Here is a 12,923-nt window from a genome sequence, read left to right on the forward strand (position 1 = left end):
GCAAACCCGGCCTTTTTCTTACCGGCAAGCCACTTACTCTTGCACCGTTTCGCGATAGCGGTTTTTCCCAACGACCTTTCCTTTTTCGTCGAAGATAGTAAAGCTCACCAGCAATTCGCCCGCTTCCTGCGGCGTGATATCCAGCGTTTCGATTCTGTTCAGGCTGTCGGCGGCGAGCGTCCGGCGGGTTTGGGAGGCGACCAGGGTGCGGTTATTCTGCGTCACTGACCATTTTAACGTGCACGATCTGCATTCAGAGAAGGTGTCATTAACGGCCCACAGCCCAAAGCTGCCGGGTTTGCCTTTGCGCCATTCGGCGGTTACTGGCTCGATAGAGGGCAACAGCGGCTGATAAGCGCGTTGCAGCGCGTAGTAGCCCGCTTTGGGCTGGCGCAGGTAGTCGACCACCCCCCAGTTTATCGACGGCCAGGTTTCCACAAACATAAAGTGAAACAGCGCGGTGACCGGCTGATAACGCTGGCGACGGTAGCTTTCCGCCGCTGTCGCCACCAGCTTCGCCTGGTACTGCTGGGTATTATGAATAAATTCATTCATATTTTTACCGCGCGGGATATGGGCGAACTTAAAGGTCTGGAAGGGCTGAAAGTTATGGTATTTCCAGCGCGTCCAGCCCGGATCATCCGCCGCCGTAGTGGCAGGCCAGCGGCTTTCCGGCGGGATAATGGTTTTCAGCGTCGGGAGGTTCGGCAGCGCCTGCGCGCCAAATTCGGTAATGATGCCGGTTTTCGCCGGGGCGAGCAGGTCGCGTATCGTGCCGAAATACCACCCTTGCCAGTAGTGTTCTTCCACGGCCGAGAAACGGTGCACAATGCGCGACGTATCTTCCGCCAGCGCGTCCGCCACGCGCGTCGTCAGCGTCCGGTTAAGATCTTTATTCCAGTCCGGGAAGCGTTTTTCCATCCACGGCGAGTTCCAGGGCGGTTCGTTGTGGCCGCCCCAGGCGATAATGGCCGGAGAATTGCCAAACTGCGCCACCATCTCGCGGGTCTGGCGCGCCGCGTTGTCGGCGAACGCCTCGCTGTTGTTATAGCCCCACTGCAACGGCACGTCCTGCCAGATCATCAGCCCCATTTCATCCGCCACCTGATAAAGCGGACGACCTGCCACGTGGCCATGCACGCGAATGGCGTTAGCGTTCATCGCCAGCACCAGTTGAAAATCGCGACGGTATTTTTCCGCCGTCATTTCGCTAAGCCAGGGAGAGCCAATATAGTTAGAGCCTTTGATAAATAACCGCTTATCGTTAATTTGCCAGCCCTGGTCGCCCGCAAGCTCCTGCGCTTTACGCAGCCCGGTGCGGGTTTTCGCCACGTCCATGACCCCCTGTTCATCATGCAGGCTGGCGCGGATATGGTAGAGGTGAGGCTTGCCGTAGCCTGCGGGCCACCAGAGCTTCGCGCCGTCCATCGGCAGCGTAATGCTCAGGCGCTGCGCTGTTTTGCCCGTGGCGTTCAGGGTAACGGGCTGCTCAATGCGAAAGCGCTCGCCGGAAAAGTTAGCGGGCGCCGCCGTAAGGCGCAGCGTGGCCTGGCGGCTTTCCCGGGCGCGGTAAACTATCTCTGCGCGCAGCCGGGGCTTCGCCAGGCCCTCTTGCCAGTCCGGGCGAACGATAACTTCGTCAATCGCCGCGCCGCGGCTTAAGTGCAGCCGCACCGGCGCCCAGATGCCGCCGGAGTTGGCGTCCTGGCCTTCCGGCGACCAGGCGCCGCCGGGGCGCGTGTCGTGCTGGTTGAGTATGCCCTTCACCATATTTTTATGCAGCGGCCAGATGGTTTTCGGATCTTCAAACGGGCTGTCCACTTTCACCGCCAGCCGGTTATGGCGGCGCAGCGCGTCGGTCGCGTCCAGCGAAAAACGCTGGAAGTAACCTTCATGACGGCCAAGCGGTTGCCCGTTTAGCGTTACATCGGCAAAGTAATCCACGCCGTCAAAAGTGAGCGTCGCCAGCGTATCGTCATCCAGTTCCGGCAGCGTAAACGCGTGGCGATACCAGAGCGCGCCCTGGTGATCCCGCCCGGCGACGTACCAGTTGGCAGGCACGCGCAGGGGCGACCAGCCGCTGTCACGCGCCTGTACGCCGTCAAAGGCCGGGTCGTTGGCGTCATGGGCGCGCCAGTCGCCGGCCAGAGACCAGGTGACCGGCAGCGCGGTCGCCTGAGCGAAAGCGGTTAACCCGCACCACAGCGCAAGCGCATAACGTATCATCGCTTTTCCTCTCTTCGTTGCAGCCAGGCGACGACGCGCGTCTGCTCAAGGCGTAACGCCTGGAGCAACTGTTCAAGGTGCGTCTCGCTCAGGGTGTTGGCGCCCGTTTCCAGCTGGCGCAGCAGCTCGCCAAGGCGGGTGAAATCGAGGGAGATGGCCTCGCCGCTCAGTTTATGGGCGGCGCGGCGCAGCGCTTCACGATCCCCGGCGGCGCCAGCCTGTTCTATTTCCGCCACCAGCGAGGCGATCTCGTCGCGAAAAATCGTCATCAGCTCGGCCACCAGCTGCGGGTCGCCGCCGCACTGTTCGAGCAGCGCGCTTTCTTCGGGCAGCCCTTCGTCCGACGCCGCCGTTTCCGCCTGCGGTGCGGGCTGCGGCTCCGCCGCCACGCGGTTTAGCTCCGCAACCAGCGCCTCGCGGGTGACCGGCTTGGCGATATAACCGTCAAAGCCCATCGCCAGACAGCGCTCTTTGTCGCCCTGCATGGCATGGGCGGTCATGGCGACCACAGGCTGACGCGCCCCTGCGCGCAAACGCTCCTCTTCGCGCAACAGCTGGATGGCGGTTTCGCCGTCCATGTGCGGCATTTGCAAATCCATCAGCACCACATCCCAGCTTTCGGCGCGCCACAGCCGCAGCGCCTCTGCCCCGTCGCCGACCGTTTCGCAACGGTGCCCCAGCTGTTCCAGCAGCCGGTTCGCCAGCCGCTGATTCACCAGGTTATCTTCCGCCAGCAAAATACGCAGCGGGCGCTGCGGCGCCCCGGCTGGCGCAGGCGGCGTGGGCGCCGCATTATTTGCCGGGGCGGGCGAGGCCGGGCGCAGCAATGAGCCGATAGCCTGATGCAGTTCGCTCTGGTCCACAGGTTTATGCAGGTAATGGGCGATGCCGATGCGCTTAAGCATGCTCATGTCGAAATGGCGGTTCATGGAGCTGAGCATAATGATGCGGCTCTGGCGCGCCTGCGGCAGCACCGAAAGCTCCAGCGCCAGCGAGACGCCGTCCATGTCGGGCATCTGGGCGTCGAGCAAAATCACCGGGAAGGGCGGCTGCTGTGAAACCTGCGCCAGCGCCTCTTTCGGATTGTCCACGCAGCAGGGCGTCAGGCCCATCGTCGTCAGCATGGCGTTTAACAGCCGCAGGTTAGTGGCGTTATCATCCACCACCAGCACGCGCTCGCCGCTAAAGCGCTGCGCGTTGTCGTTATCGCCCGCAGCAAGGGCGCTTTCCAGCGCCAGCGAGAAAGAAAATTCGCTGCCGAGACCGGGCGTGCTGGTTACCTGCAAAAGGCCGCCCATCATGGCCACCAGCCGCGCGGAAATGGTCAGCCCCAGCCCGGTGCCGCCGTAGCGCCGGGTGGTGGAACTGTCCGCCTGGCTGAAAGCTTCAAAAATAAGCTGCTGTTTTTCTGCGGGAATGCCGATGCCGCTGTCGCGCACGCGAAAACGCCAGCGTCCCGCCTGGGCGTCCGGCTCTATCGTCAGCAATACTTCCCCTTCATGGGTAAACTTCAGCGCATTGCTGAGCAGATTGGTGAGGATCTGGCGCAGCCGCCCGCTGTCCACCCGCAGCACGTCAGGCACCTGCGGCGAAATATCCACCAGCAGCTCTACCCCTTTTTCGCTGGCGGCGGGCATATGCGGGCGGATCAGCGTCTGGATGAAAGGGCGAAGGGTCAGCGCTTCTTCCTCCAGCACAATCTTGCCCGCTTCGATTTTCGAAAAATCGAGGATGTCGTTGATGATATGCAGCAGCGCCTGCGCGGAGCTCATCACCAGCGTCAGGTATTCGCGCTGTTCGGTGTTGAGATCCGTCTCCAGGCAAAGCTGGGTCATCCCCAGAATGCCGTTCATCGGCGTGCGGATCTCATGGCTCATGTTGGCGAGAAACGCGCTTTTCGCCTCGTTCGCCAGGCGCGCGGCTTTGGCGGCGTCAATGGCGATAAGCTCGGCTTCTTTACGGCGGGTAATATCCTGAAGCGTGCCGATAACGCGCTCCATTTCGCCCGCCATGCTGAGGGTAACGACCTGGCCTGAAAGCAGCATCCAGCGCCACTGTCCTTCGGCGTTACGCACGCGGATTTCGCACTCAAAAACCGGGCGATGGTGTTTGCTCGCCTTTTGCATCGTTTCGCGCAGCAGAGCGCGATCCTCCTCATGCACAAGGCCCATCAGGAAACGGGCGCTGTAGTGCCATTCGCCGCGCGGCTGGCCGGTCAGCGCCAGCAGCGTGTCGTTTACCTGCAAAATGTCCGGCGTCACATGCCAGTCCCAGGTGCCGATATGGATAGATTCCGCCGCCAGCAGAAAGTCGTCGTGCAGCAATTGACGAGAGCTTTGCGCCGTGTCGAGCCGCGAAATGTCGGTGTGCAGGCTGGCGATGCCGCCGTCCGGCAGGCGCTGGTGCTGTGAAAAGAGGCGCCGCGCGCCCGACTCGCGCACTTCACAATGGTTATCCAGCCGACAGTTGGCGACTATCGACGCCGCCAGCGCCTGGCGCCGCCCCGGCTCGGTATCGTAAGCGGCGTCGATAAAGCGGACCGCCAGTTCCGAAAGCGTGGCGCCGATGTGCAAATACGGCGCGATTGTCGGGTAAAAGTGCGTAATGTTGTCGTTCCACGCCACCAGCCGTTCGTCGGCGTCATAAATCATGACCGCCACCGGCAGGGCGTTGAGATCGTAAAGCGACGGCGCGTTCATGGACGGCCTCCCGCCTGGTAGTGCAGCTCCGCCTGGCGGCGCAGATACTCAAGCCCCGGCGCAATAGACATCGCCCAGGCGGTCAACACCTCTTCGTCGCACTGCGGGTCGCGCTCGCGCACGGTGTTGAGCATCGCCAGACGCCAGAGGGCGAAGAACCCCGGCGGCAGGCGGATGCCGCGGCTGCCCTGGTCACGGGCCAGGCTTTCGAGGAAATCAGGCACAAACAGCGAGCCGTCCACCGCCAGCATGGCGAAAAGCGTTTTGTGGATGAGGCGGCGCAATTCGTCGGCATTGACCGACTGAAAGTGGCGCTCCGTCTCCGGCGACATATGGATAAATTTCTCGTAAAAGGCGTTAAAGAAAGGCGCTTTGTCATCCTGCGGAAAGATCCGGCTCAGGCTGGCGTCAAACAGGTCGCGGTAGAATTTCATTTTCTGGCCTCCGTACGACGCTCGCCTGGCAGGCAGAGGCCCGGCGAGTTAAAGGTGTCCTGCGCGCGCAGGCTGAAATAACTGTCGCTGCCAATAAGCCCGTTTTTCAGCAGCGGGCCGCCGTGCGCTTTGTAGAAAAGCGACTCCAGCACCGTGGCGTTCGTGGAAAGCGTTACCATGCGGTTGTAGTCGCCGGTGGCTTCCACCCGGCCTTCATACCAGCCGCGTTTTTCATCGAACATCCGCTGCGTGACGCGCATCAGGGCGTCGGTATAAGGGGTTTCCCACAGCACCCAGAGCGCGAAAACCGCTTTGGTGGTGACCTGCGCCCGGCGCGGGTAATATTTGCCGTCGTCGCCGAGCGTGTTCCAGGCGAAGCCGTTGCCCCAGACGGTGTCGTTCACGTGCCAGGGCGCTTCGCCGACAAAATAGTCGGCGCGGGCGGTCAGCACCTTTTCTTTTTCCCAGCGGGTTTGTTGCGTGAGATAAACCTGTTTCGCCCGCTCGCGCAGCGACTGGCGGGTTTCGTCATTAATGCCGGGCGGCAGCCAGCCGAACTCCAGGCCCGGCAGCATGTAAGGCAGGGTAGAGATAAGCGAAGGTTGCCAGGTGGTGCGCGGGTCGCGGGCATCCACGGCCAGCGCCCGCTGGTAAATAATGGCGTTTTGCGAAGGCGGCGTAAGCGCCTTTTGCGGGTCGAAGCCCCAGAGACGAAACGCGCTGGCGGCATATTCGCTTTCGCCAAGGCGCAGCTCTTCGCGAAGCGTCGGCGCGCCTTCCACCAGCATCGATGACCACAGCTCCCCTTGCTTATCGACAACCGGGCAGAAGTTCCAGCGCAGCACAATGCGGTCAAGGTACTCCTGATACTGTGGCGCCCATTCGGCGGTAAGGCGAAGCGCCAGCATCAGGCGAGCCATGTCCCGGGCAGACCAGCCGCTCTTCACCGGTTTGCCGGCGAAATCGACCATGGTGGCGGACTGCGTGGAGTAGATCCGCCCCGGCGTGCGGCTCTCTGAGAGCATCAGGCGGTTTAGCGTGCCAAGCAGCCGCGTCAGCCGGTCGTCAAACTCCGCCTCGTTCACCAGCCCCAGTTCGCGGGCGGCGAGCAGCGCAATCAGCGTATCGCCCATTTGCCAGAGGGTGGCGCGCGGCTGTTTGTCGCTGCCGTTCACCAGCCCGGTCTGCGGCTGCGTATTGTTGACAAAATAACGCCAGGCGACAGCGGCCCACTCGCGCTCCTGCGGCGTTAGCTCGCTGATGCGCGCCGTGGTGTGCCAGCCTCCTTTGGTGAGCCAGCGCCAGCCCGCGCCGTCTCTTGCGGCAAACGCAAAAGCGAGCAGGGCTATCACGAGCGCCAGCAGCAGCAGGCGGCTTACTGTTTTAAGCATGAGGCGGTCACCGGGGGCAATTTAACAGGCGCGTCGTCCTTACAGGAGGCGCACTGGCACGCCTGGCAGGAGGGCGCGGTGCGCAGCGCGGTGCCGGTCTGTTCGCACCAGTTCTTCACGCCCGGCGTCGGGTCGATAAAAGGCCGGTTGCGGCGGGTGTTGTTTTCCTCAAACAGGTTAACCAGCTTCTTCTCCCACAGCGAAGGCGCGAAGTCTTTGTTTTTCGGCTTGTCAGTGTTAAAGCGCAGCAGCTTGCCCTCTTTTTTGTAGAGCAGCGCTTCCATCATGATGCCGTTATTGTTGGCGGTGAACTCTTTGATGGGGCCGTCGCCGTTCTCATACAGCCCTTCGTAATAACCCAGGCCAGGCTGGTTGGCGTTTTCAATGGTGGCGAGCAGGCGGTCGGTGTAAGGCGAATCCCATAGCGCCCACATGCCCAGCGCCGCTTTCAGCGAAACGGCTGCGGAATTGGGCACATACTGGCCTTTATCGGTAATGGTGTTCCAGTTAAAACCGTCGCTAAAGACCGTGTCGTACACGAAGTAGGGGGATTTATCGAGCTGGTGCTCCGAACGGGCGGTTAAAATGCCGGTAATGGCGTAACGGTTCTCCTGGGCCTGATAAACGCGATCGGCGAAGTTTTTCATCCACGGATGCGTAAAGTTGCGCGGGCTGTCATCGCGATCGGTAGGGTTGTCAAACCCCAGCTCCAGTCCGTGCAGCAGATAAGACTCGGTAACCACATAGTTGTGCTGGTAGGTCTGGCGCGGATCGCGCGAGTCGTAGGGCACCATTACGCAGTAAATTTCCGCCAGATCGTAAGGCTCCGGGCGGTTGGCCTGGCAGGTGTTGAAGCCCCAGAGCTGATAGCCCGCTGAGGCGTACTCTTCATACCCCAGACGCCCCTCCTGCACATACTTCGGCTTGCCGTTCTCCACCACGGCGCCGTAAAGCGTGCCGCACGGGTCGACCACGTGCGAGAAGTCCCAGCCGAGCACGATGTTATCAACGCTGTTGCCGTACTCCGGGTAGCGCTCTTTGATGATTTTCAGCCACAGCAGCATGCGGCCGATATCCAGCGCCGAAAAGCCGATATCGCCGGGTTTGTTCAGGTAGTTCACCTTCTGCCCGTTGATGGTGTTATAGGCTTTGTTCGGCATCTCGTTGTTATAAAGCTGAATGGTGTTGAGCGTGGCGAGAATTTTCAGCATGCGGCGGTCGAACTCCGCTTTATCAATAATGCCCAGCTCGCGGGCCGCCGTCATGGCGGCAAGATAAGAGGCGCTGTCCCACATGGTGGTGGAAGGGTATTTGTTTACCGCGTTCACCAGCCCCGTGGTCGGCTGGTAGTTGGCGACGAAATATTGCCAGGCGTTTTTCGCCATCGTCATCTCCTGCGCGGTAAGCTCGCCGCTGCGCACCGGGTAGCCGGAGGCGGGCAATTCCGGCGCGGCCTGGGCGCTGCTTAAAAACAGGGCGAGCGCCGCAAAGCCGACCCACCGGCGCAACAGGGACAAACAGTTCAGCTTCATGGCGTAGCTCCTGGGAGAGAAGAGGGACGGGGCGCGGCGTTCAGGCAGGCCAGGCACAGCATCTGGCCATGGGCGATAAAGGAGAGGCTCTCCAGCACTACCGCGTTCGTATCCGCATCTATGACGTTATTGGTGCTGTTATTCAGGTTCAGCCCGCGCTGCCAGCCTTTGCCTGGCACCTGCAACCCCTGCACCTGCTGGCGCAGCGCCTCGCTCCAGTCGTTGCGAAACAGCGCATACCAGGCGAAGGCGGAGCGGGTTGAGGTGATGGCGCGCTGCTCCGGCGGCATGTCGCTTAGCAACGGCTCGTTTACCGGCGGCTGATTCGGCTGGGCGCGGGCGTAGTCGGGCGCGGGTTCGGCGTAATCGGTGCTGATGGGCGGTTTACGCACCCGCAGGCTGTGGCGGCGCTGCTGAATTTGCATAATGCGCCAGGCGATTTCGCCGCTCTGCGCGTCGAACCCGCGCTCAAGGCCGGTAAGCAAATAGGGCAGGCTGACCAGCGAAGGCTGGCGGCCCCACGGCGTGCGCAGCCCTTCATCGGGCACCATAATGCCGTCGATATCCATCATCTGCTGGCCCTGCGGCGAGTTGGTAACGGCAAGCCCCGCCGCGCTGTCGATAAGCCGCAGCGTGTAGCTGGCGTAAAGCCGGTAGCCGAAGCTGTTGCGCGGCTCGTCGGTCGCCAGCGTCCAGTGGCGCACCGGCAGAGAGTCGCGGGTGGCGGCCCCGGTGGCGATAAGCGCGCCGGTTTGCCACTGGCTGAAGAGATCGCGCACTTCCGCCGCATGGCCCGGATAGCGCCAGAGCAGCGTTTCCAGCGCCATTAACAGGCGGCCCATGCCGATGGCGGAACTGTCGGGCTTGCCGATAACCGTGAGCGTATCGGCGTGGTAATAGGCCGCGGGCAGGCCCTGCTCGTTCAGCGGCAACTGACCCAGCGCGAACAACGCGGCGGTGATCCGTTCGTCAAATTCCGCTTGCGTGATGACCTCAAGCTGGCGGGCGGCGAGCGTGGCGAAAAGGTAGCTGCCGGTGCTCCAGAGATTCAGCCATGGCTCGCCGTCGTGGGCGTTGGCAAGGCCGTTGGGCTGCGTGTTGTTGACGAAATATTGCCACGCGACGCGCGCCCAGACCGCTTCGTTGAAGGTGAGCTCGCGCGGCGCCGGCAGCGGCGGAAAATCTTCGCTGAGCGTCATGCCCGCGCTGCTTTCCACGCGGGTTGGCATCTGGCGTTCCACCCAGACCACAATCGCGAAGCCAAGCAAAAAGCCGAGCAGGATAGTGATGTAGCTGCGCGCGCTCAGCAGCGCTTCCCGGGTTTTCATGACGACGCCTCCTCTTCGGCAGGCGTCCACATGGCGGCAAGAATGAGCGGCAGCATGGCGGCGATATTCACGCCGCCCCAGAAAATATTAATCACGTAGCCTGAAGGATCATCCACCTGGCCGCGCGCCACCTGTATGCCGCCCCAGATAAGCCCGGCGAGCGTCAGCACCACAATGGCGATTTGCGGCTTAACCAGGTAGAGAAACCGCCCGGTCTGGCGTTCTTTCGGCGTGACATGAAATTTGATCTGCTCGCCTTTCAGCACCGTATTCAGCGCCCGCAGGTTCATGGAGAAAAATGCCAGATACGAGGCGCGGCCATCCCAGGCGGAAATCCCCCAGGTGCCGAACATAAAGGCCAGTTCAGAGACGATAAAAAAGGGCAAAAAGTGCAGGTAAAACGGCTCCGACCAGGCGGAGACCGGCGGGATCCCGGTGAAAAGGTAGACGATCGGCGAGATCAGAAAAATGGTATTCCACACGCAGGCGAGGTAAGACCAGAAGGTGGTGCCGTACATCAGCGTCTGCGGCAGCGAAAGCTTAAAACGGCGGCGGCTGAAAATATTGTCGTGAAACAAAATGTCCAGCGAGCCGGCAGCATATTTAAAGCGTTGAATGATCCAGGTGAGCATATCCTGCGGCGACAGCATCTTCGATTCAATGCGCGGGTGCATTACCGAGCGCCAGCGGCGGGCGTCGTCGCCGTGCAGCACGATGGAAGTATAAATATCTTCCGAGACGTGAAATTTATAAGGCGTCAGCTCGGTGTCAAAGGCCACGTGCGGGCGCATGGCGTCCTGCAACGCTTCGCGCATCGTCGGGTCCTGAATATCCCGGGTGTGGCGCTCGATCTCCGCTTCCACATTCCACACATAGCTTCTGAGCGCCGCCTGCATAACCGCTTCGCGACGGTGAATGGAAGCCGCGCCGCAGCAGAAAGCGGCGTTGGCCCAGTTGCGACGGCGCAGGATCACGTCGTAAAACATGCGCGGATCGTTAAAAAACGGGTCGCGGCCAAGCGTCACCGGGCCGACGATTTTCTCCAGCGTCCAGCCCAGCGCGTAGCCCGGTTTCCCTGTGCGGCGGGCGAGCCAGCGCGGCAGGCGCTCGCCTTCCGGCAGATCGAAAAACCACTGCGGCGTCTGCACCCAGGCGACATCCGGGTCGCGGAAGTAACCCAGCGTATGGCTGAGCAGGGTGGGGAAAACGCGGGTGTCGGCGTCGCAAATCACTAAAAAATCGCCGTCGGTCTGCTCAAGGCCGTTGCGCAGGTTGCCCGCCTTGTAGCCGATGTTGGTCTGCCGGGTGATGTAGTTCACCCCCTCTTCGTCGCAGACCGCTTTCATCTCCGGCCGCCGCCCGTCGTCCAGCACATGGATGCGGTAATCAAGCGGGAAGGGGTACGCCATTTTCAGCGCATCGCGAATGGAGAGACGCACCAGCTCCACATCTTCGGAATAGGTGGCGATGAAGAGATCCACTTTTACGGGCCGCGGCTCGGTCTGGTCCTGCTCCGTCAGACAGTCGTTGATATCGGCAGGCGGCGTGCGCTGCGGCGGGTCGACCTCTTTCCACAGGTTGATGGTGAACAGCAGCGTGCCAATCCAGGCGAGCGTTTCCGCCAGCGCCAGCGGAACGGCGTACCAGAGGGCATCCATATTCAGCGAGGACATCCAGCGCCAGCGAATATAGTTGGCGCCAAGAATAAGCCCGGCCACAGCCAGTATTTGCCAGGCGATTCTTACCCAGCGCGGCGTTTGTAGCGGTTCAGGCGGCAGGCGTGATTCGAAGCGCGAGAAATAAAATCCCATAGCGACCAGTATCCTGATGTTTTAATAATTCGCTGAGGAATAGTTCGCACAGGCAAACATTCCGGCTGTCCGTGTTTATATAAACTTCATGAAAATAAACCTAATAGTGAGTGTAGATGTCAGCGGCTAACTTTATTCAGGCAGCCTTTAATTAATCGTTAGCGGCGCTAAAGGATATATTCTGCGCTGATTAAAAGAGGGCTTATTTTGCTGTTGTGCGTGAACTACGCTATTAAATTATATCCCGCATCGTTTTTTTGAGGCCCGATAACCGCCATGTCAATAAGCCAGGCTGCGCCTGCGGTCAGTCAACAAAGCCTTTTAAAACCAGTGTCATGGCGCTATGTCATGACTGACAGGCGTGATTTGCGTATTGATTTTATGCGCGGCATCGCGCTGGTGATGATGGTGGTGGCGCATACGGAAGTGATGTCGGTTTTTAATATTTTTACCTGGGAGCGTTTTGGCTTAACCACCGGGGCGGAGGGGTTTGTTATTCTCTCGGGTTTTATGCTGGGCATGTTAAACCGCCAGCGTTTGCAAAAAGCCTGGCTATTAACCATTTCCTGGGGGTTATGGCAGCGCGCCTGGAAAATATATCAGGTAAATATCATCATCATACTTTCCATTTATCTGCTTTCGCACCTGCCTTTTATTAATACGTTTGAGGTCACCCATTTTACCGATCGCTATTCGGGAACCTCATGGGCGCTTTTCCCTGGTACGCCGCAAATTAAAGAGACCTGGTTTAATATCGTGCTCTATTTGCAAATAGGCCCGCATCAGACGCAGATTTTGGGGCTTTATATCTGCCTGCTGCTGGTTAGCCCGCTTTTTTTGTGGCTGCTGCTCAGGCGCAAAGCAGTCTGGCTGCTTGCCGGGTCGCTCGCGGTTTACTGCCTCTGGCAGCGCTGGCCGGTGAAGGTGACCGTCTCGGAGTTCGAGTTCGCCTTTCCGCTGCTTGCCTGGCAGTTTATCTACGTTATCGGCATGACCTGCGGCTGGTATAAAGAAGAGCTGCTTTCCCTTGCCCGTACGCCGCCCGGGAAAATCACCGTGGGCGTGCTGGTGGTTATCGCGCTGGCGCTGGCGTTTGTGGCGCAAAACCATACCAACCCTTTTATGCCGCCCGCGTTGCTGATGCATGTCATTTCGCCTGCGGACTTCAACGCTTTTTATCACACCTGGGCTGCGAAAAACGGACTTGGCCCGGTGCGGGTGCTCAACGATATCAGCCTGATGGTGGCGGTCTATCTGCTGCTGACTTATTGCTGGAAGCCCATCGCGCGCGCCACCGGCTGGTTTTTTATCCCGCTGGGTCAGCATTCGCTTTATACCTTCATTTTGCATGTGTACGTGGTGCTGGCGGTAAGCCAGGTGGTCACTTTTGATTTATGGCGCGAAGCATGGTTCACCAATACGCTGGTGCATGCTGCGGCGCTGGGCGTGCTGTGGCTCATGGCGAAATATGACGTCGGCGCGCGCTGGATACCCAACTGAGG

At 60.3% G+C, this 12,923-nt stretch carries 8 protein-coding genes; 1 reads left to right on the forward strand and 7 read right to left on the reverse strand.

Going from position 1 to position 12,923, the window contains the following annotated elements; translation table 11 throughout:
• Positions 1-33: 33 nt before the first annotated feature.
• The 7 genes from DW56_RS17835 to DW56_RS17865 are packed head-to-tail and all read right to left on the reverse strand — an operon-like array spanning position 34 to position 11,421.
• The gene (locus DW56_RS17835; RefSeq protein WP_024562223.1) at positions 34-2,226 is read right to left on the reverse strand and encodes a glycoside hydrolase family 2 protein; all 2,193 of its coding nucleotides are present in this window, start codon (positions 2,224-2,226) and stop codon (positions 34-36) included.
• A complete protein-coding gene (locus DW56_RS17840) occupies positions 2,223-4,925 on the reverse strand; it encodes a hybrid sensor histidine kinase/response regulator (RefSeq protein WP_024553123.1) in 2,703 nt (900 codons plus the stop codon). The genes DW56_RS17835 and DW56_RS17840 overlap by 4 nt, the downstream gene beginning before the upstream one ends.
• Positions 4,922-5,359: a globin gene (locus DW56_RS17845; RefSeq protein WP_024553122.1), complete on the reverse strand. Its 438-nt coding sequence runs from the start codon at positions 5,357-5,359 to the stop codon at positions 4,922-4,924. The genes DW56_RS17840 and DW56_RS17845 overlap by 4 nt, the downstream gene beginning before the upstream one ends.
• A complete protein-coding gene (locus tag DW56_RS17850) occupies positions 5,356-6,750 on the reverse strand; it encodes a DUF3131 domain-containing protein (RefSeq protein ID WP_024553121.1) in 1,395 nt (464 codons plus the stop codon). The genes DW56_RS17845 and DW56_RS17850 overlap by 4 nt, the downstream gene beginning before the upstream one ends.
• Entirely contained in the window at positions 6,735-8,282 is a 1,548-nt protein-coding gene (locus tag DW56_RS17855; protein ID WP_024553120.1) for a DUF3131 domain-containing protein, read from the reverse strand. Before DW56_RS17855 ends, DW56_RS17850 begins: the two co-directional genes overlap by 16 nt.
• Entirely contained in the window at positions 8,279-9,610 is a 1,332-nt protein-coding gene (locus tag DW56_RS17860; RefSeq protein WP_024562196.1) for a DUF3131 domain-containing protein, read from the reverse strand. Before DW56_RS17860 ends, DW56_RS17855 begins: the two co-directional genes overlap by 4 nt.
• On the reverse strand, positions 9,607-11,421 hold the full coding sequence (locus DW56_RS17865; protein ID WP_024553169.1) for a glycosyltransferase: 1,815 nt from the start codon (positions 11,419-11,421) through the stop codon (positions 9,607-9,609). The genes DW56_RS17860 and DW56_RS17865 overlap by 4 nt, the downstream gene beginning before the upstream one ends.
• A gap of 282 nt (positions 11,422-11,703) precedes the next feature.
• Between DW56_RS17865 and opgC the strand changes: the two genes are divergently transcribed.
• Positions 11,704-12,921, forward strand: coding sequence for an OpgC domain-containing protein (opgC, locus tag DW56_RS17870; protein WP_024553170.1), 1,218 nt, complete (start codon positions 11,704-11,706; stop codon positions 12,919-12,921).
• The last annotated feature ends 2 nt before the right edge of the window (positions 12,922-12,923 follow it).

This window comes from Franconibacter helveticus LMG 23732 (assembly GCF_000463115.2).
Classification (GTDB): domain Bacteria; phylum Pseudomonadota; class Gammaproteobacteria; order Enterobacterales; family Enterobacteriaceae; genus Franconibacter; species Franconibacter helveticus.

Bases quoted from the DNA above. Each gene is read 5' to 3' on its own strand.
- DW56_RS17840 (WP_024553123.1), bottom strand. From the start codon at position 4,925: ATGAACGCGCCGTCGCTTTACGATCTCAACGCCCTGCCGGTGGCGGTC.
- DW56_RS17850 (WP_024553121.1), bottom strand. From the start codon at position 6,750: ATGCTTAAAACAGTAAGCCGCCTGCTGCTGCTGGCGCTCGTGATAGCC.
- DW56_RS17855 (WP_024553120.1), bottom strand. From the start codon at position 8,282: ATGAAGCTGAACTGTTTGTCCCTGTTGCGCCGGTGGGTCGGCTTTGCG.
- DW56_RS17865 (WP_024553169.1), bottom strand. From the start codon at position 11,421: ATGGGATTTTATTTCTCGCGCTTCGAATCACGCCTGCCGCCTGAACCG.
- DW56_RS17860 (WP_024562196.1), bottom strand. From the start codon at position 9,610: ATGAAAACCCGGGAAGCGCTGCTGAGCGCGCGCAGCTACATCACTATC.
- DW56_RS17845 (WP_024553122.1), bottom strand. From the start codon at position 5,359: ATGAAATTCTACCGCGACCTGTTTGACGCCAGCCTGAGCCGGATCTTT.
- DW56_RS17835 (WP_024562223.1), bottom strand. From the start codon at position 2,226: ATGATACGTTATGCGCTTGCGCTGTGGTGCGGGTTAACCGCTTTCGCT.